This window comes from Micromonospora sp. DT43 (assembly GCF_049841645.1).
In the GTDB taxonomy this organism is placed as follows: domain Bacteria; phylum Actinomycetota; class Actinomycetes; order Mycobacteriales; family Micromonosporaceae; genus Micromonospora.
The window spans coordinates 255419-273850 of record NZ_JBNCKR010000001.1 but is presented as its reverse complement, the minus strand read 5'-3'; the positions used below and the strand labels follow the sequence as shown (position 1 = coordinate 273850).

Sequence of the window (18432 nt, the reverse complement as noted above, 5' to 3'; positions counted from 1 at the left end):
CGGCGGACCGGTGTTCTCGGGTGGCCCGGACGGCGCCGGGCCACCGGGTCAACGACTCGTGCAGGTCACGGTGGCCGGCGGCGCGTTGCTGCCGGTCCAGGAGGCGAGGAAGCCGATCGTGGTGCTGGCACCGGCGCCGAGTGCGCCGTTCCAGCCGCTGTCCACGACCGAGACGACCGCCCCGGTCTGGGTGTGGGTGCCGCCCCAGAGTTGGCTGATCCGCTGGCCGTTGGGGAAGGTCCAGCCCAGCGTCCAGCCGGCGATCGGCCGGTTGCCCGGGTTGCTGACCACCACCTCGGCCTGGAATCCGCCCGACCAGGAGCCGGTCACCCGATAGGCCGCCGCACACCCACCAGCCGGAGGCGGCGTCGTCGGAGGCGGAGTCGTCGGAGGCGGCGTCGTCGGAGGCGGAGTCGTCGGCGTACCGCCGGTGCGGTCGGCGACCAGGATGCCGCGACCGTTGGTGCCGAGGTAGACACGTCCGTAGACACGCGGGTCGCCCGTCAGCGCCTCGGTCGGGTTGCCGTACTGGTGGCGGTCGTCGTTGATGCGTACCCAGGTCGTGCCGCCGTCGTCGGAGCGGTACACGCCGGGCTGACCGTCCACCGTGCCGTAGAGGAAGACGGCGGGGTTGGTCCGGCCGGGCGCCGCCTTGCCGAAGCCGACGTTGCCGGAGGCGCTGACGCCGCCCAGTTTGGTGAAACTGGCGCCGGAATCGGTGGAGCGCCACAGCCCGCCCGGCCCGGCCAGCCACAGCTCACCGGACTTGCCGGGCAGCGCCTTGAACCGGACGTCGGTGGTGGGCAGGCCGGTCGCCGCCGTGGCGGTGAAGGTCGCGCCGCCGTTGGTGCTCAGATAGACCCGCCCGCCGCTGAAGCCGTAGAACCGGTTGGGGTCGACCCGGTCGGCCTCGATGATCGCGTTGGCCGGGATACCGGCGGACGGTGACCACGAGTTGCCGAAGCCGACCGCGTAGACGACGCGCTGGCCGGCGTCGCCGGGCGCCCAGACGAAGCGACTGCCGTCGGCCGCCGCGGCGACCGTGCCGCCGGTGTTGACCCCGGACGGCTCGGTGCCCTGGAACCAGTTCGCGCCGCCGTCGGTGGAGAAGGCGACGTGGCTGTCGTTGGGCCGGTCGGCGTCGGTGAAGCTGCCGGCGCGTACCAGCACGGCCGGCTTGCTCTCGGCGTAGTCCAGGCTGGTGGTGCTCGTGAAGACCGGCTGGGTGAAGAGCATCGACGGGATGGTGTCCAGGTCGGTGTGGCGGAACCCGCCGACGTCGCCGAGCGCACTGATCAGCGGCGCGCCGCTGGGCGGGCTGACCAGGTCGAGGACTGCGGTCTCCTCCAAACCGCGGACCATCGGCCGGAGGGTGAGCTGACCGCCGGTGTCCCACTTGGTGAGGTCCGTGGTGCCGTAGATGGTGGCGCCGGTGCCGTACATCATCCGGTTGGAGTCGTGCGGGTCGATCTCGACCGACTCGTTCATCCAGCCGAGCTTGGGCGTCTCCTCCGGAGGCGCCGGGTTGGTGCCGAAGGTCAGCCAGGGCACCGAGCTGATGTCCATGGTGTAGCGCTTGGACCGCTGCGGGTAGCTGGTGAAGTCCCAGATCCGGGTCCAGGTCGCCCCGCCGTCCGTACTGCGGAAGAAGATCGCGTCCGGCCACCAGGAGACCTGGGTGGCCACCATCAGCGTGTTCGGGTGCTGCCGGTCGATGGTCAGGCCGCTGTAGCCGAAGTAGTCGTCGCCGCTGGTGGAGGGCACCGGGCTGATCCGCGTCCAGGCGCCTGTCGAGCGGGTGAACTTCCAGACGTCGCCCTTGCCGCCGTCGTACGGGCCACCGGTGTCGCTGGTGGCGATGTAGAGGTGACCGCCGACCGGGTCGACGACACCCTTGTGCGCCAGGTAGCCGGTGGGCTGCCCGGGAATGCGCGACCAGGTGACACCGCCGTCGGTGCTGCGGTAGACCGGATTCTCCTTGTCCGCCACGCCCACGTAGATCGTCTGGGTGGTGGAGCCGGCGGCGCCGGTGCTCTTGTCGAAGCTGACCCAGGTGAGGCCCTGGTTCTGCCCGTTGTAGCCGTTCGGGTCACTGGGGTCGGCCCGGTAGTTGCCGGCGTTGGGGAAGGCGGTGACCCGGCCCCAGGTCGCCCCGTAGTCGGTGCTGCGCCACAGGCCGTTGCCGCCCTCGGCGCCGTAGTAGACGATGTTGTTCCGGTTGGGGTCGACGGCCAGCCGCTCACCCATGCCCCGGCCCGGCATGTTGCCGCCGTTCTTGAACGGCAACTCGGTGGCCTGCCAGGTGGCGCCCTTGTCGGTGGAGCGCAGGATCGCGCCGTTGTTCGGGTCCCAGCCGTTGGTGTACATGCCGACCGCCGCGTACACCCGGTTGGTCTGCACCGGGTCGGTGGCGATGCTGACCACGCCGTTGTAGCCCCAACGGTCCGCGCCGACCCAGTCGAGCAGCGGCGTCCACGACTGGCTGGACTGCTCCCAGCGGTAGGCGCCGCCGATGTCCGTCCGGGCGTAGATCAGGTTCTTCTCGGTGGGGTTGAAGACGATGCCGGGCACGAAGCCGCCGCCGCCGACCGGGACGTTGCGCCAGGTGTACGCCTCGGCGGCGGCCGGGGCCGGCACCGAGCCCGCGGCGGTGATGGGGACCGCCACGACGGCCGCCGCGACGGCCAACGCCGACACCAGAGCGCCGGTCAGTGATCTGGGCATCTGTGGTTCCTCTCGGGGGTGGAGACCCGGGAGACGGGATCGACCGCTGTGTCGTCGTGGCCCGGGGGACGGGCACGCGACGTGGGGACGGATCGACCGAACGTGGCGCGTCGTGGCCCGGGGGACGGACGACGACGCGGGGACGGATCGGAGCTTGCCCTTGCTCCAACCACCCGACGCGAGGCTCCCGCAATCGAGGAACTCACTCACCTTAACCGATTCGACGCCGCTATGGAAGCGCTCCCATCATCGACGGCAGTACCCGGTCGACGGGCGACCCGGGCAGGTCCGGCGGGTCCGTCGCCCCCATCGGGTGAGGCCCGCTCACCCGCGTCACCGGCACGATCGGACCCCGGCGGGCCTGCCGGCCACGGTCGTCACCCGGTCCGCCAGCCAGTGCACGCAGCGGAGGGAGGGCCGATGGCCATCGCGACGATCACGCGTACCGACCAGGACATCCAGTCCGCCGTACTCGACGAGTTGACCTGGGAACCCCGGGTGCAGCCGCACGAGATCGGCGTGACCGTCGCCGAGGGCGTCGTCACGTTGACCGGGCGGGTGGACAGCTACGCGAAGAAGTGGGCCGGGGAACGGGCAGCGCACCGGGTGGTCGGGGTCCGGGCGGTCGCCAACGACCTGACCGTGCAGTTGTCCGGCAGCGATGAGCGCGCCGACCCGGATCTGGCCGCCGCGGCAGGCAACGCCCTGGAGTGGGACGCGTTCGTGCCCATCGAGAAACTCCAGGTCACCGTCTCGGCCGGCTGGGTGACGCTGCACGGTGACGTCGAGTGGGAGTACCAGCGCCGGGCCGCCGAACGGGCGGTCGGCCGGCTCACCGGCGTCCGTGGGGTCAGCAACGGCATCACCGTCCGACCGAGCGCGCCGCCGGACGGCGCGAACGTGGCCGGCCGGATCGTGGACGCGCTGGCCCGGGCCGGCGCCACCGAGGCCGAGCGGATCACCGTCCGGGTGCACGGCGACACGGCAGTACTCGCCGGACTGGTGCACTCGATGCCCGAACGCGCCGAGGTGGAGCAGGTGGCCTGGTCCGCGCCGGGCATCCGGGAGGTCCAGAACCACATCGCGGTCGCACCGGTTCTGCGCTGAGCCGACCGCTGTCGCGTCAACGCCGGCTGGCAGACGCCGGACGTGGCGGCGTCAGCGCCACAGGCAGCGCGGAACCACCCGGGACGGGTGAGCCGGCCTCACCCGTCCCGGGAGCAGGCTGGGTGCATGAGTGATCCGAACGGGCTGATCCAACCCGGGCGCCCCGCGCCCGGCTTCACCCTGCCGAGCACTCCGGACGGGCGCCAGACCGGCCCCGAGCAGTTCCGGGGTCGCCCGGTCGTGCTCGCCTTCTACCCCGCCGACTGGAGCCCCGTCTGTGGGGACCAGATGTCGCTCTACCAGGCGGCGGCACCGGTGTTCGACCAGTACCAGGCGATGGTGCTCGGCATCTCGGTGGACAGCGTCTGGTCGCACCGGGCGTTCGCCGAGAGCCAGGGCATCACCTTCCCGCTGCTGTCCGACTTCGAGCCCAAGGGTGAGGTGGCCCGCCGATACGGCGCGTACACCTCGCGGGGCGAGGCGGCCCGCGCGCTTGTGGTGCTCGACCAGGCCGGGACGGTGGCGTGGAGCTACCTGTCGGCCCTCGACGTCAACCCGGGCGCGGACGGGATCTTCGACGCGCTGGACAACCTCGCTCGCGATCGAAAGGTGATGGCCGGATGACCACCCCACTTCAGGTCACCGCCCGGCTCCGGGAACCGGTGACCGCCGAGGACCACGTCCGCGGCCCGTCCAACGCCGCGGTGACTGTCATCGAGTACGGCGACTTCCAGTGCCGGTTCTGCGGTGCCGCGTACCCGAACCTGCACGAGTTGCTGCGTCAGCGCGCCGACACGGTACGGCTTGTCTACCGCTACTTTCCCATCGCGAACGTCCACCCGTACGCCGAGCGGGCGGCGGAAACGGCGGAGGCCGCCGCGGCGCGGGGGAAGTTCTGGGAGATGCACGACTGGCTGTACGAGCACCAGGACCAGCTGGACCCGGTGCACCTCTCGCTCGGCGTCGAGCAGCTCGGGCTGCCGCCGGACGAGCTGAACGGCGAGGTGGAGCGCCGGACGTTCGCCGACCGGGTCCGTCGGGACTTCGTCGGCGGCATCCGCAGTGGGGTCAACGGCACGCCTACGCTCTTCGTCAACGACGTACGGCACGACGGCGGGTACGACCTGCCCGACCTGCTGGCGGCCGTGGACGCGGCGGCGAACGCCTGACCCGTCGCAGCCGATCCGGGCGGCTCCCGAGTCGCTCAGATCAGCCGCAGCTCGCGCGCCCGCCGGACCGCCTCGCGCCGGCGGGTCGCGCCGAGCTTTCGGTAGATGTTGCGCACGTGCGTCTTCACCGTGTTGACCGACAGCGACAGCTCGGCGGCGATCTCCACGTTGGACAGGATGCTCTGCAGGTACCGCAGGATGGTCAGCTCCCGCTCGGTGAGCGACTCGTCTAGGAGGCCACCGGGCTCGGCCGTCGGCCGGGGGGCGCTCTCCTCGACGCCCCGCACCAGGTCACTGACAAGCGAGAAGTGCGCGGTTCCCGCATCCAGGTGAGCGGCCAGCAGGTCCCGCACCGACGGCTGAGCCCGGGTGAACGCCCGTCGGCAGCCCTGCGGGCCGGCCAGGTCCAGCACCTGCTCCAGGACGCGCCCGGCCCGGCGTCCGTCCCCGGCCCGCTCGGCGAGCACCGCCTCCAGCAGGCCGGCGTCCAGGCGTACCGGAAGGGGCCAGGCGGCGGCGGACGGGGCCTGCCAGTCCGGCAACGCCCGCCCGGCGGCGCTCAGGTCCCCTGCCCGCAGCTCCACCCGGGTCAGGGCCACGTCGAGCGCCGGTGTGGCCGCGTCGCCGGTGACACCGGCGAGCAGGTCCCGGGCGCTGTCCAGATCACCTCGCTCGGCCCGCGTCTCGACCTCGGCCGCCCGCACCAGACTCGACAGTTCGGCGGCGGTCGGCCCGTCGGGCAGGGCCTCCCGGGCGCGGGCGAGCAGCCGCTGGGCGGCCGCCGGGTCGCCGGCGTCCCGGTCGAGCCACGCGCGACACAGCGCGAAGACCGCCGCCGCCACCGGCTCCCCGCTCGACCCCGACCAATCGGGGCCCGCCCTCGCAAAGCCGTCCGCGCCGCGCGCCTCGACCGCGCCGGCCGCGTTGTTCACGGCCGCAGCGCCCGCCGCACCGGCCACTCCGACAGTGGCGGCGGCGCCGGTTGCCGGGGCGGCGAGCGCGAGGTTCGCGGCAGCCTCGTCGGGCTGGTCACGATGCAGGGCCACGACCGCCAACGCCAGGTACGCGTAGCCGCAGTCGAGCCGGCAGGACCAGCCCCGGCAGGGCGGCATGCCCAGGGCGTCGCGGGCCGCCACCTCGGCTGCGCGCAGGTCACCGCGGACGGCGAGCAGGAGCGCCGACCGGCTGGCCCCGACGAGTTCGGTGCGGGGCCGACCGGCCTCCCGGGCCGCCGTCCGGGCCCGGACGAACCGCGCGTCGGGCAGCGCGCCGGCGGACAGCTCGACGAGCCCCAGCGCGGTGCCCGTGAACGCCCGCAGGTCGGCGTCGTCGGCGTCCGAACCGGCGGAGATCCCGGCCGCCTGACGCTGTGCCGAGCCCGCCGCCGCCCGCGCCGGGCTCTGCGCGTCCTCACGATCCGGTGAGCCGGCTGGCGCGCGCTCCGGCACCCGCGACGCCTGGCGATCCGGTGGGCCGCCGGGCGGGCGGGTGCGCAGCAGCCGGGCGGCGGCGGCACGCGCCTGCGGCAGGTCACCGGCGAGCCGGGCGAGAGTCAGCTCCAGCGCGGTGGCCAACCGCAGGAACCGGTCCCGTCGCGGTACGGGCAGCGCGCCGGCGTACCCGGCGGCGGTGCGCAGGTGGCCGGCCGCGGCGGGCAGGTCACCGGCGTACGCCCGCTCGGCGGCGCAGGCCAGGGCCACCTCCGGGTCGGCGTGCACCACCTCCGGCGGCGGGGACGGCGGTGGGGACGATGACGCCTCGCTGACCGGATCGCTGTCGTAGCGGGTCAACTCGGGCCAGTGCGCGACGAACAGGTCACCGGCCAGGTCCCACCGGCCGGCGGCGAGGGCGTGCCGCAGCCCGTCGACCGGGCGGTTGGCGCCCGCGTACCAGTCGGCCGCCCGCGCGTGCAGCTCCCGCACCTCGTCGGCGGGCAGCCGGGCCAGCTCGGCGCGGAGCAGGTCGGCGAGCAGCGGGTCGCAGCGGTACCAGGGCGGGCGGGTGCCCTCCGGGTGCAGCAGGCCGCCGGCCCCGGCCAGGTCGGCCAGGGCCCGCCCGGCGTCCACGCGGCCGGTCAACGCCTCGGCGAGGTCGGCGCAGACGGTCTCGGCGAGGGCCGTACGGCGCAGCAGGTCCCGGTCGGCCGGGTCGACGGCGGCCAGCACCTCCTCGTGCAGATAGCCGGCGATCTCCGGTTGGTCGCCGCCGAACTGCCCCACCCAGCGCTCCGGGTCGGGCTGCCCGCGCAACGCCAGCGCGGCGATCCGCAGCGTGGCCGGCCAGCCCCCGGTGCGCTCGCGCAGTCGACGCACCGCGGCCGCCGGCAGTGGCGCGCCGTGTGCGGTCAGCAGGTCGGCCACCTCGTCGTCGGTGAAGGCCAACTCGTCCGGGCCGATCTCGGTGAGCTCGCCGGCCAGGCGCAGCCGGTGCAGGGCCAGTGGCAGCCCGGCCCGCGCCCCCACCACCAGGTGCAGCCGCTGCTCGGAGTGCCGCAGCAGGAACTCCAACCCGGTCAGCGCCGCCGGGTCGGTGATCCGGTGCAGGTCGTCCAGGACCAGCAGCACCGGCTGCTCGGCGGCGGCGAGCCCGGCCGCCAGCAGTTCCAGCTGGTCGGGGCGGGGCGGGCCGGTGGGCAGCGGCGTCACCAGGTCGTCGTCGGCCGCCCCGGTGGCGGTGCGCAGCGCCGCCGCCAGGTACGCCCACAGCCGGTCGCCGTCGTCGCCGGCCTCCACCGAAACCCAGGCCGGCGCGGACGCGGAACCGGGCTCGGTCAGCCGGACCCAGGAGGCGAGCAGGGTGGTCTTGCCCCAGCCGGCGGGCGCGGCGACCAGGGTGACCGGGCCGGCGACGCCCTCGTCGAGGCGGCGCAGCAGGCGGGGCCGGGCCACCACAGGCTCGGGCGGCACGGTAGGGGTCAGCCGGGACGCCAGCAGCGGCTGCTGCTCCCCCCGGCGTTCCGGTGCCGTGCCGATCCGCGCACGATCCTGCTGTTCCGGCACCCGGCCCCACCCCCACCGACGCGTTCCACCCCCGGTCGGCGAGCGGTTACCCGGCGGGAACCGGTTCACCCCTTCCGGGCGAGCCCGCTTCACCCGGGCGGGACCGACGATCGGGGGACGTGGACCGGGAGGATGGATGGGACCGATCAGACGGCTGGCCCGGGCGGGATTCGCCCTCGGCGGCGGTGCACGGGTCGGGGCGGCGCGGCTGGTGCGCGTACCCCGCTGGAGTGGCCGGCCCGGCGCGGACCGCGACGCGGCGGTCGGTTGGGAGGTCGTAACTGTGGACCGCCCCCCGGAGCAGGTCCTTCCCGACGGCCGGTGGCCGGAGCCGTTGCGCCAGCTGAACGGCGTTGTCGAGGTGCGGGTGCGGCCGGCGCCTGGTGACCGGGGCACCGAGCTGGCGGCCCGCCCGCTGGCCGACGCCGCCGCGACGGCCGGCCTGGCCGCCCATCTGGTCGGTGACGACCCGCGGCTGCTGGTCCGCCGGACACTGCGCCAGGTCAAGCAGCGCGTGGAGGCCGGCGAGGTGCTGCGCGCGGACCGCTCGGCGCTGGACCGCCGGACGGTCCGCGGGTGAGGGCGCTGTGCTGGGTGGCCGCCGACGAGCTGGCGGTACGCGAGGTGCCCGACCCGGAGTTGCGTAACGAGCGGGACGTCATCATCCGCGTCCGCCAGAGCGCCACCAGCGGGGGCGACCTGCCGCTGCTGGCCGGTCGGGATCCGCTGCTGCGCTCCGGTGACGTGTTGGGGGCGGAGTTCCTGGGCGAGGTGGTCGAGACCGGTCCCGCCGTCCGGCGACACCGGATCGGCGACCGGGTGGTCGTCGGCGCGAGCGTGGCGTGCGGTGGCTGCTGGTACTGCCGCCGGGGACGGCACTCCTGCTGCGACAACGGCGGCGTCGACGTGGCAAGCGTCGATCCGGATCGGGGGCGTTCGGACGCGGGCTGCTTCGGTCGGCCCCGGGCGGCGGGTGGCTTCGCGGGCGGGCACGCCGAGTACGTCCGGGTGCCGTACGCCGACGTGGGCGCGTTCCGGGTGCCGGACGCGGTAGGCGACGACCGGGCGCTGTTCGCCGCCGACGTGGCGCCGACCGGCTGGCTGGCGGCCGAGCTGGGCGAGGTGCGGCCCGGCGACGTGGTGGCGGTCTGGGGCGCCGGGGCGGTGGGTCAGGTGACCGCTCGCGCCGCGACGCTGCGCGGCGCCGCCCGGGTGCTCGTCGTCGACAGGCATCCCGACCGGCTGCGGATGGCCGAGCGGCACACCGGGGCGGAGCCGCTGGACTACCGCCGCACCGACGTCGCGGCGGAGCTGCGGGAGCGCAGCGGTGGGCGCGGCCCGGACGTGTGCGTGGTCGCGGTGGGCGTACCGGCGACGCGCTCGGTCGTCGATCGGCTGCCCGGCCGGGACGTCGACCGGCCGGACGCGGTACGCGAGGCGGTGCACGCCTGCCGCAAGGACGGCGTGGTGGTGGTGCTCGGCGGCGCGGAGGGGCACGTGGACACGTTTCCGCTGGGCGCGGTGACCGACAAGCGGCTCACGGTGCGGGGGTCGCGCCGGCCGGACCTGCGGGACGTGCCGATGCTGCTGCACCGGATGGCCCGCGACGAGCTGCGGACCGAGCACCTGGCCACCCACCGGCTGCCGCTGGAGGACGGCCCCCGCGGGTACGCGCTGTTCCGCGACCGAGCCGACGGCTGCGTACGGGCCGTGTTCACGCCATGACAGGCGTTCCCGATCGGCGCTTGACGATGGCGGGTGGCAGACTCGGGGGATGGCTGGCGAGCGGGCGTACGACGTGGTGCTGTTCGGGGCGACCGGCTTCACCGGCGGGCTGACGGCCGAGTATCTGGCCCGGCACGCGCCGCCCGGGTTGCGCTGGGCGCTGGCCGGCCGCAACCCGGAACGCCTCGCCGCCGTGCGTGACCGGCTCGCCGCGATCGATCCCACGCTCGGCGACCTGCCGCTGCTCACCGCCGACGTGACCGACGCCGGGTCGCTGCGCGCCGTCGCGGAGAGCGCCCGGGTGGTCGCCAGCACCGTCGGCCCGTACGTCCACCACGGGGAACCCCTCGTCGCGGCCTGCGCTCGGGCCGGCACGGACTACCTGGACATCACCGGGGAGTCGGAGTTCGTCGACCTGATGTACGTCCGCCACCACGCCGAGGCGACCGCCACCGGCGCTCGGCTGGTGCACGCCTGCGGGTTCGACTCCATCCCCCACGACCTGGGCGTCTGGTTCACCGTCAAGCACCTGCCCGCCGACGTCCCGATCACCATCGACGGCTACGTACGCGCCGGTGGCCGGTTCTCCGCCGGGACGTACCATTCCGCGCTCACCGCGTTCGCCCGGACCGGGGAGGCCAGCCGGGCCTCCCGGGCCCGTCGGGCGGTCGAGCCGCGCCCCACCGACCGTCGGGTCCGGGCGGTGCCCGGCAAGCTGGCCCGCTCGGCGGAGCTGGGCATCTGGACCGTGCCGCTACCGACCATCGACCCGCAGGTGATCAGGCGTTCGGCTGCGGCCCGCCCGGAGTACGGCCCGGACTTCCGCTACCGGCACTTCGCCGCGGTGAAGCGGCTGCCGACCGTGCTTGTCAGCGCGGTGGGGCTCGGCGCGCTTGTCGGTTTGGTGAAGGTGCCGCCCACCCGGCGGTGGCTGCTCGGGCGGCTCGCCTCCGGGCAGGGTCCGACCCCGCAGCGGCGGGCGTCGTCCTGGTTCCGGGTCCGGTTCGTCGGCACCGGCGGCGGGCGTCGCGTGGTCACCGAGGTCGCGGGCGGCGATCCGGGCTACGACGAGACGGCGAAGATGCTCGCCGAGTCGGCGCTGTGCCTGGCGCTCGACGACCTGCCGCCGACCGCCGGCCAGCTCACGCCTGTCACCGCGATGGGTGACGCGCTGCTGGACCGGCTGGTCCGGGCCGGGCTCACGTTCCGGGTGCTGAAGCGGGACGAGAACGCCCCGACGCCGCCGGCGACGGCCAGACCGGACGCGGCGGCGCGGGACGCGGAGCCGGCGGCTTGACCCTCGACCAGGTCGAGGGGGCAGGATGCCCGGCGTGGTGAGCGACCTGCACAGCATCGGTGAGTTGGCCCGGGCCAGCGGCCTGACCGTCAGCGCGCTGCGCTTCTACGACTCGGCGGGGGTGCTGACGCCGGCCCTGGTCGACCCGGTGACCGGTTACCGCTGGTACACCGACGAGCAGATCGGCCCGGCCCGGCTGGTCGCGGGGCTGCGTCGGGTCGGCATGCCGGTGCCCGAGATCGCCGCCGCCGTCCGCGCCGAGCCTGCCGAGGTGCACCTACTGCTCGACGCGCACCTGCGCCGGCTGGTCGACGGGCTGGCCGACGCCCGCCGCGAGATCGTCCGGCTCCGGGCGCTTGTCGACCCCACGCCCACGACGGTGACCACGCTGCTGCTCTCCCCCGCCGAGCTGGCCGCCGCGCTCGACGCGGTGCGCTTCGCCGTCGGCGTCGACCCGGAGCTGCCGGCGCTGTCCGGGGTGCTGCTCGACGTCGAGCCGGACGGTGTGCGGCTGGTAGCCACCGACCGGCACCGGCTCGCGCTGGCCCGGGCCGGCGCGGTCGTCGACGGGCCGCCCGCGCGGGTGCTCGTGCCGGTGGACCTCGTCGACAGGCTGCGCGTGCTGCTCGACACCGCCGACGCCCGGCCGGTACGGCTCACCGTGGCCGGCGTCGACCTGCGGGCGGAGGTGGCCGGTCGGACGCTTACCGGCACCGCCCTGCCGTACGACTTCCCCGACTACCGTCGGCTGCTGCGCGAGGCGGTCGGCGAGCGGCCGGCCGCGTACCGCATCCCGGTGGACGTGGTCGCGCTGCGCGCGGCGCTGCGCGACCCGGCGGCCCCCACGCTGGCCCGCGAGTACGCCGGCACGCCGCTGGCGGTGTCCGTCCTCGGTCTCGACGACTCCGGCGGCCTGCGCCTGCTGCACCCCGCCGAGCTGTCCACGGCCGATCCGGATGGGGAGCTGTCCACGGCCGATCCGGGCGCGGAGCCGATAAGCGGGCTGCGGTTCGGGGTGAACGGCGGGTACCTGCTCGACGCGCTGGACGCGGCCGGCGGCCCGCAACTGGTGCTGGAGGTGGACGGCCCCATCGCCCCGCTGGCCGTGCGGCGCCTCGACGACGAGGACACTTTCTCCGTGCTGATGCCGATCCGGCTGTAGAAACCGGTCGCGCTCCCCGTAGTCGGGTGGAAACGTGCGCGACGGTAACATCTGATGGTTCAGCGAACCCCGGACGGAGGCGTACGGAGCAGCATGCTCGACATGGAGTTGATCCGGAAGGATCGCGAGGCGGTGGCGACCGCGCTGGCGAAGCGTCTGGATCCCGCCGAGGTCGATCGGGCCCTGGACGAGATCCAGCGACTCGACCAGGAACGACGCGCACTGATCACGGAGATCGATGCCGACCGGCAGCGCCGCAAGGCCGAGGCCCGTGCGTACGCGCAGGCCAAGCGCGCCGGCACCGAGCCGCAGGTCGCCGCCCCGGAGGCGGAGCGTAAGCAGCTCGCCGACCTGGAGTCCCAGTTGGACGAGGTGCAGGCCCGGCTGCGCGACGCGATGAGCGAGCTGCCGAACCTGCCCAGCGACGACGTCCTGCCCGGTGGCAAGGAGGCGAACCGGGTCGTCAAGACCTTCGGCGAGCCGCCGGTGATCGAGAAGGTCCGCGACCACGTGGAGCTGTCCCGCGCGCTGGGTCTGGTCGACTACGAGCGCGGGGTCAAGCTCGGCGGCTCCGGCTTCTGGATCTACACGGGGATCGGCGCGCGGCTGGAGTGGGCGCTGCTCAACTACTTCGTCGACCAGCACATCAAGGCCGGGTACGAGTTCCTGCTCCCGCCGCACCTGCTGCTCGACTCGGCCGGTTTCGCCGCCGGTCAGTTCCCCAAGTTCTACGACGACGTCTACCACCTGGACGTCGACTCCGCGCCGCGCGGGCAGTTCCTGCTGCCCACGTCGGAGACGGCGATCCTGGGCGCGTACCAGGACGAGATCCTGGAGACCACGAAGCTGCCGCTGAAGGCATTCGCGTACACGCCCTGCTACCGGCGGGAGTCGGCCGGGTCGCACTCGGACGAGCGCGGCACGGTGCGTGGCCACCAGTTCAACAAGGTGGAGATCTTCCAGTTCACGCTGCCGGAGCAGGCGGACGCGGCGCTGGAGGAGATGCTCGCCCACGCCGAGAGCCTGGTCGAGGGGCTGGGCCTGCACTACCAGCGGACGCTGCTGTCGGCCGGTGACGCCAGCGCGTCGATGAAGAAGACCCTCGACATCGAGGTGTGGATGCCGAGCACCGGCAAGTACAAGGAGGTGTCGTCGGTCTCCTGGGCCGGTGACTACCAGGCCCGCCGGGCGGCCATCCGCTACCGCGAGCCGGGCGCCAAGCAGAGCCGCTTCGTGCACACGCTCAACGGTTCGGCGCTGGCCACGAGCCGGCTCTTCCCGGCCATCCTGGAGCAGTACCAGCAGGCCGACGGCAGCGTCCTGATCCCCAAGGTCCTCCAGGACCGCCTGGGCACCGACCGTCTGACCCCGCGCTGATCCGGCCGTTGATCATGAAGTTATTGCCCCTCACCTCGGCGTGTCGCGGCAATAACTTCATGATCGACGGGGTTGGGGCGGTGAGGGCGGCGCCGTGGGAGTCGGGCTGCCAGCAGCAGGGCTGCCAGGATGGCCAGGAGCAGCGTGGGGCCTAGGGTGTCTACGGTGTTGGCCAGGGTTTGCTGGACCTTCGTTGCCGCTTGGATCACCGGGTCGTGTCGGGCGTCGCGGTTGCCGGCCGCCAACCGCAGCTCGTACCAGCCGTACCAGGCGACGTAGCCGCCCGCGAGCAGCAGCACCAGGCCGCTGAGCCGGGGCACCAACGCGCCGGCGACGCGCAGCCGGGCCACCAGCCCGTCGCGCAGCAGCGCCACACCGAGCGCGGCGACCGCGACCACCAGACCCATCCCGAGTGCGTACGCGCCGAACAGGACCAGCCCGCGGCCGGTCGAGCCGGCCTGGAGGCTGGTCACCACGATGGCCAGAAAGGGTGCGATGGCGCAGCCGAGCGAGGCGAGCGCGTACGCCGCGCCGAACAGCGCCATCGACGGCCAGGACCTCGTCAGCCGGGGCGCGCGGGCCGACCAGCCGGGAGCGGGCAGCCGCCGACCGGCGAGCAGCCAGCAGCCGGCCACCAGCAGCAGCAGACCGAGCGCCACGGTCAGCCACGGCAGCCGGGGGCGCAGCCAGCCGGCCAACGGCGCGAGCGCCAGGCCGAAGGCGCCGAAGACCACCACGTACCCCACTGTCAGCCCGGCCGCCGCGGTGAGCGCGCGGCCGACCGCGCCGCGGGTGTCCGACGCTCCGGCGACCAACAGCGAGAGGTACGCGGGCAGCAACGCGAAGCCGCACGGGTTGACCGCGCCGAGCATGCCGGCGGTCAGCGCGAGCAGCAGCGGGGCGGTCACGCCCCGGCCAGGGCGGCGACGCGGGCGGTGAGCGACTCACCGTCCAGGAAGCCCTGGTGGACGATCGTGCCGTCCCGATCGATGATCACGAAGATGCTCTGCTCGGTCACCGTGAACCGCTTCCAGAGCGCGCCCTTGCGGTCGTCGATCTGCGGCATGTCACCGAGGTCGAACTCGCTGACGAAGTTCTTCATGTCCCGCTGCTCGCCGAGCCCGGCGACGCCGACGATCGGCACGGTGTCCCGGTAGCGGGGCGCGATCTCGGCCACCGTCCACGCCTGGCTGGCGCAGGTGGCGCACCACGGCGCCCAGAACCAGAGCACCACCGGCCGGCCGGCCAGTCGCGTGGCGTCGAACGCGCTGCCGGTGAGGGTGGTCCCGGTGAAGCGCAGGATGTCCGGGACCGGGGCGGGCGCGGCCGACGGCGAGCCGGTCGCGGGGGCAGCCGGGGTGGCCGGGGAGCTGGCCGGGGCCGGCGCGGTCCCGGCGGCGGTGGCGTCGGGCGGCACCGTGCCTGTGCACGACGCCGTGGCGAGCAGGGCGGCGACGAGCGCCCCCACGATGGCGGCCCGGGGCGCGTGGGCCGCCGCTGTCCGCCCGATCGGCTTGCGCATCCGCAGCTCCGTTCGACAGGTGTGGTGGTCAGTGCCTTTCCCTACTCGGCCTTGGCGAGGCGCAGGGCGAGTTCCGGGCAGACCTTTACGGCCTTCAGGGCGCCCTCGCGCAGCCAGGTCGGCACGGGTGTGGCCGGGAACGCCGGGTAGCCGTTGCCGTCGAGCCGGATGAAGTCCGGGACCACGTGCGCGCAGAGGCCGTGCCCGTCGCAGCGGGACCAGTCCAGGGTGAGCTTCTGCGGGTTGGGGTCGGGCGCGCCGGGCAGCCCCATGACGCCCTTGACCCGCCGGCCGCAGCCGTCCCCGGTGCTGTGCAGCCGCAGGTCGTCGGCGAAGACCTCGATCGCGGAGAGGGCGAACCGGGCCGTGCCGTCCGGGTGGCTGCACGCGCCCCGGCCCTTGACCTCGCCGGCGGCGGCCCGCACCACGTCGGCCGGTTGGCTGCCGGCCACGGCCAGGTCGACCGCGCGGGCCAGGTCCGGCAGACCCATCTTGCACGGGCCGCACTGGCCGGCGGACTCCCCGGCCAGGTAGCGCACCACCTGGGCCGCCTCACCGAGGGGGCAGGTGTCGACGCCGATCGGGATGATGATGCCCGCGCCGAGGGTGCCGCCGACCGCGGCCAGGCCCCTGCGGGAGACCTCGGCCTTCTCCGCCGCCTCCGGGGTGATCCACTTGCCGTGGTAGCCGCCCATCAGGATGCCCTGGACGTCCGGGACCTCGCACAGGTCGAGAACGTCGCGCAACGGCATGCCGGCCGTGCACTCCACCACCGCCGGCCGGGCCGCCGCGCCGGTCACGGTGAGCAGCACGGTGCCCGGCTCGTCGTCGGTGCCGAGCGCCGCGTACTCGTACGGGCCGAGCCGCGCGCCGACGGCGAGCTGGGCGTACGTCTCGGCGTTGGACAGCAGGGTGGGCAGGCCGCTGACGCCGGAGTCGCTGGAGCGCTTCTTGGTGCCCGGAGGGATGTGCGGCAGTCCGTTGATGCCGTTGACGAGCGCGCCGCCCTCGCCGGAGATGAACCGGTGCGGCACGGTGACGATTGTGGTCGGCACCGGCATCCGGCGCTCCGCGAGGGCCTCCATCAGCGAGTCGCTGCCGACACCGTCGTCGGCCACGCCGATCACGATCTCCTCGGCGTCCAGCGCGTACGCGGTGAGCGCCGCGCCGTCGAGGATCAGGTGCGGGGCGCGGGTGAGCAGCACCTTGTCCTTCCAGCTGGCCGGCTCCCCCTCGCTGGCGTTGACGACCACCACGGCGGCGAGGTCCTGCCGCTCGCAGGACTCCAACACCGCGCGCAGCTTGCGGGCGAACGGGAAGCCCGCCCCGCCCTTGCCCTTGAGCTGCATGCCCTCGACGAGTCGGAGCAACTGCGCGGGCTCCATCGGGCCGATCGGCCCGTGCACCTCCTCGTGCGCGGCCAGGTCGAGGCGGCCGAACTCGGCGAAGCCGGCGGTCAGCCGGGGCTCACCGACGCAGGCCACCGGAGGCACTGTCGTCCGCATCATTTCGCCTCACCCCGCAGCCCGGCCCAGTACGCCCCGTCCACGGCGTCCGCGCTGGCCTTGCGGCGCTTGGCGGACCGGCCCTCGCCGGCGGCCCGTCGGGCTCGCCGCGACGCCAGGTCGACGAGGGTGGGGGTGTCGTCGACGGGCGGCGGCACCTCCTCGGGGACGTACCGCGCCGGCGGACGCCAGTAGTCCGGCTCCTCCGGCAGGTCGTCCTCGGCGCTGTGCCGGCCGCTGCCGCTGCGCGGCGCCGCCGAGATCGGACCGACCGAGATGGGGCTCCCCGAGATCGGACCGGCGGAGATCGGCTCGGCGGAGACCGGGCCGGCGGAGATTGGCTCGGCGGCCTGCCAGCGACGCGGGCTGTCCCACGGCTCCTCGGGCTCAGCGACGGCCCGTCGGGGCGGCGCCGAGTACCGGGTGCCCTCGTCCTCGGAGCGGGACCGGCGGCTGCTCCGCTCGGCGGCCGGCTCGTCGGCGCGACGCCGTCGGGTCGGCGCGGTCCCCTCGTCCCGGTCGCGGGTGCGCGAGGCGCGGCGCGCGGTCGCCGGCGCCACCTCCTCCTCGATGGTGCGCCGGCTCGACCGGCGGGTGGTGGTCTCCGCCTCGTCGCGCCGCCGGCGGCTGGGCCGGACCGGCTCGGCGAGCGAACCGGGCTCGGGCACCACCGGAACGGTGAACCGCTCGGGGTCGCGCCGCCGTGGGCCGGCCGGCGCAGTCCAGGTGGCGGTGGTGGCCTCGGCCCAGGCCGGGCGCTTGTCCTCGCTTGTGTCGCGGCGGCGGCTCAGGCCCGCCAGCAGCGACCGGCCGCGGCCCTCCTCGGTGGCCCGCCCGGCCAGCACCGCGTTGCGCACGGCGGCCTGGTGCTGCTCCCGGCTGCGCCGGCCGATGGTGACCGAGAGTCGGACCAGCAGCGCCAACACGACGAACAGGATGCAGGCGAGGTAGCTGAGCACCACCCAGGACTTCGCGGCCCGACCGGCGTTGAGGCCGTGCAGCACAGCGAACGGCCACGCGAGGTACGCGGTGGAGTGCAGCGACCGCCACAGCCACTTCGGACCGACGCCGGCGAAGCGGGCCCGGATGATGCCGGTCCAGATCACGCTGACCATGAGCAGGGCCGCCACCGTGCCGAGGCCGACGTAGAGTCCCCGGCCGCCGACGAACGGCACCAGCGAGTCCGTGGCCGCCGCCCGACCGGTGGCGATCTTGGTGAGGACGTGGAAGAGCAGCCCGGCCGCGCCCAGGACGCCTGTGGCGCGGTGCGCCGACTGCATCAGCACCCGGTGCGAGATGCTCAGCACCAGCCGGTCGGTGGCGAGCAGGCCCAACATCACGGTGAGGCTCAACGACACCAGGGCGATCACCCCGGCGAAGAACTCGGTGAAGAAGAAGCCGTACGCGTACGCCATCTGACCGGCGCCGGTAAGCATGGTCGCCGCCCAGAGCGCGGCGAGGGCGGACGCGATCAGCAACGTCGTCGCCGAGCGCGACCGGGTTCGCACCCCCCGACTGCTGGTGCTGGTCCGGACCTCGGTGGCCTTCTCGTTCTTCTTTGCCCGGACCATCTGCTCCTCGATCGTCTCGCGGCGGCGTACCACCGGCCGACCCCTGCTCCCCCATCCAGTACGGGCCGGCGGGGCGAGCGGATCACCCGGGGCGGAAAATTTCTGGGCCGGATCGAACCAACTGGCGTTGGTGTGCGTTGTGCCCCTTCCGGCACGCCGGAGAGGCAGCGACGAATGCCAATGCATTGACAGTCGTTGCAACACGCTTGTAACCTTTCGGCAAATTTCAGCATGGGTTGCAAGATTCCAGCAGCTGCTGTGCTCCCCACCGCAC

The 18432-nt window shown here is 74.2% G+C and carries 14 protein-coding genes; 8 read left to right on the top strand and 6 right to left on the bottom strand.

Annotation, left to right across the window (positions count from 1 at the left end):
- Positions 1 to 48 precede the first annotated feature (48 nt).
- Positions 49 to 2724, bottom strand: a complete 2676-nt coding sequence (locus ACLQ26_RS01265; protein ID WP_425742710.1) for a cellulose binding domain-containing protein — start codon at positions 2722 to 2724, stop codon at positions 49 to 51.
- Positions 2725 to 3144: 420 nt separating this feature from the next.
- Between ACLQ26_RS01265 and ACLQ26_RS01260 the strand changes: the two genes are divergently transcribed.
- The 3 genes from ACLQ26_RS01260 (at position 3145) to ACLQ26_RS01250 (ending at position 5000) form a co-directional block, all read left to right on the top strand.
- Entirely contained in the window at positions 3145 to 3831 is a 687-nt protein-coding gene (locus tag ACLQ26_RS01260; RefSeq protein ID WP_425742709.1) for a BON domain-containing protein, read from the top strand.
- Positions 3832 to 3957: 126 nt separating this feature from the next.
- Complete coding sequence (locus tag ACLQ26_RS01255) at positions 3958 to 4455, top strand: redoxin domain-containing protein (protein WP_425742707.1); 498 nt, start codon at positions 3958 to 3960, stop codon at positions 4453 to 4455.
- Positions 4452 to 5000, top strand: a complete 549-nt coding sequence (locus tag ACLQ26_RS01250; RefSeq protein ID WP_425742706.1) for a DsbA family protein — start codon at positions 4452 to 4454, stop codon at positions 4998 to 5000. The genes ACLQ26_RS01255 and ACLQ26_RS01250 overlap by 4 nt, the downstream gene beginning before the upstream one ends.
- A gap of 35 nt (positions 5001 to 5035) precedes the next feature.
- On the opposite strand, the gene ACLQ26_RS01245 is transcribed toward ACLQ26_RS01250, so the two are convergent.
- The gene (locus tag ACLQ26_RS01245; protein WP_425742705.1) at positions 5036 to 8068 is read right to left on the bottom strand and encodes a LuxR C-terminal-related transcriptional regulator; all 3033 of its coding nucleotides are present in this window, start codon (positions 8066 to 8068) and stop codon (positions 5036 to 5038) included.
- 67 nt (positions 8069 to 8135) lie between these two features.
- Here ACLQ26_RS01245 and ACLQ26_RS01240 point away from each other — a divergent pair, with 67 nt between their 5' ends.
- The 5 genes from ACLQ26_RS01240 to serS all read left to right on the top strand — a co-directional run bounded on the left by ACLQ26_RS01240 (position 8136) and on the right by serS (position 13560).
- On the top strand, positions 8136 to 8579 hold the full coding sequence (locus ACLQ26_RS01240; protein WP_425742704.1) for a hypothetical protein: 444 nt from the start codon (positions 8136 to 8138) through the stop codon (positions 8577 to 8579).
- Positions 8576 to 9724: a zinc-binding dehydrogenase gene (locus tag ACLQ26_RS01235; protein ID WP_425742703.1), complete on the top strand. Its 1149-nt coding sequence runs from the start codon at positions 8576 to 8578 to the stop codon at positions 9722 to 9724. The genes ACLQ26_RS01240 and ACLQ26_RS01235 overlap by 4 nt, the downstream gene beginning before the upstream one ends.
- Before the next feature lie 49 nt (positions 9725 to 9773).
- Positions 9774 to 11021 (top strand): saccharopine dehydrogenase family protein, encoded by a 1248-nt coding sequence (locus ACLQ26_RS01230; protein WP_425742702.1) that lies wholly within the window; start codon positions 9774 to 9776, stop codon positions 11019 to 11021.
- 25 nt (positions 11022 to 11046) lie between these two features.
- Complete coding sequence (locus tag ACLQ26_RS01225) at positions 11047 to 12183, top strand: MerR family transcriptional regulator (RefSeq protein WP_425742701.1); 1137 nt, start codon at positions 11047 to 11049, stop codon at positions 12181 to 12183.
- A 93-nt stretch (positions 12184 to 12276) separates the two neighbouring features.
- Entirely contained in the window at positions 12277 to 13560 is a 1284-nt protein-coding gene (gene serS / locus ACLQ26_RS01220) for a serine--tRNA ligase (protein ID WP_425743123.1), read from the top strand.
- A 20-nt stretch (positions 13561 to 13580) separates the two neighbouring features.
- Here serS and ACLQ26_RS01215 read toward each other — a convergent pair whose 3' ends face one another.
- The 4 genes from ACLQ26_RS01215 to ACLQ26_RS01200 are packed head-to-tail and all read right to left on the bottom strand — an operon-like array spanning position 13581 to position 18191.
- Entirely contained in the window at positions 13581 to 14468 is an 888-nt protein-coding gene (locus ACLQ26_RS01215) for a cytochrome c biogenesis CcdA family protein (RefSeq protein ID WP_425742700.1), read from the bottom strand.
- Positions 14465 to 15082 carry a TlpA family protein disulfide reductase gene (locus ACLQ26_RS01210; protein ID WP_425742699.1) on the bottom strand — a complete coding sequence of 206 codons (618 nt, stop codon included), beginning with the start codon at positions 15080 to 15082 and terminating at the stop codon, positions 14465 to 14467. Before ACLQ26_RS01210 ends, ACLQ26_RS01215 begins: the two co-directional genes overlap by 4 nt.
- Positions 15083 to 15123: 41 nt before the next feature.
- Entirely contained in the window at positions 15124 to 16590 is a 1467-nt protein-coding gene (locus tag ACLQ26_RS01205; protein WP_425742698.1) for an NADH-ubiquinone oxidoreductase-F iron-sulfur binding region domain-containing protein, read from the bottom strand.
- Positions 16587 to 18191 carry a hypothetical protein gene (locus tag ACLQ26_RS01200; protein ID WP_425742697.1) on the bottom strand — a complete coding sequence of 535 codons (1605 nt, stop codon included), beginning with the start codon at positions 18189 to 18191 and terminating at the stop codon, positions 16587 to 16589. The genes ACLQ26_RS01205 and ACLQ26_RS01200 overlap by 4 nt, the downstream gene beginning before the upstream one ends.
- Between the last annotated feature and the right edge of the window lie 241 nt (positions 18192 to 18432).

Excerpts from the sequence above, each read along its gene's own strand:
- ACLQ26_RS01265 (WP_425742710.1), bottom strand. The coding sequence starts at position 2,724 with ATGCCCAGATCACTGACCGGCGCTCTGGTGTCGGCGTTGGCCGTCGCG.
- ACLQ26_RS01260 (WP_425742709.1), top strand. The coding sequence starts at position 3,145 with ATGGCCATCGCGACGATCACGCGTACCGACCAGGACATCCAGTCCGCC.
- ACLQ26_RS01255 (WP_425742707.1), top strand. The coding sequence starts at position 3,958 with ATGAGTGATCCGAACGGGCTGATCCAACCCGGGCGCCCCGCGCCCGGC.
- ACLQ26_RS01250 (WP_425742706.1), top strand. The coding sequence starts at position 4,452 with ATGACCACCCCACTTCAGGTCACCGCCCGGCTCCGGGAACCGGTGACC.
- ACLQ26_RS01240 (WP_425742704.1), top strand. The coding sequence starts at position 8,136 with ATGGGACCGATCAGACGGCTGGCCCGGGCGGGATTCGCCCTCGGCGGC.
- ACLQ26_RS01230 (WP_425742702.1), top strand. The coding sequence starts at position 9,774 with ATGGCTGGCGAGCGGGCGTACGACGTGGTGCTGTTCGGGGCGACCGGC.
- ACLQ26_RS01225 (WP_425742701.1), top strand. The coding sequence starts at position 11,047 with ATGCCCGGCGTGGTGAGCGACCTGCACAGCATCGGTGAGTTGGCCCGG.
- serS (WP_425743123.1), top strand. The coding sequence starts at position 12,277 with ATGCTCGACATGGAGTTGATCCGGAAGGATCGCGAGGCGGTGGCGACC.
- ACLQ26_RS01210 (WP_425742699.1), bottom strand. The coding sequence starts at position 15,082 with ATGCGCAAGCCGATCGGGCGGACAGCGGCGGCCCACGCGCCCCGGGCC.
- ACLQ26_RS01205 (WP_425742698.1), bottom strand. The coding sequence starts at position 16,590 with ATGATGCGGACGACAGTGCCTCCGGTGGCCTGCGTCGGTGAGCCCCGG.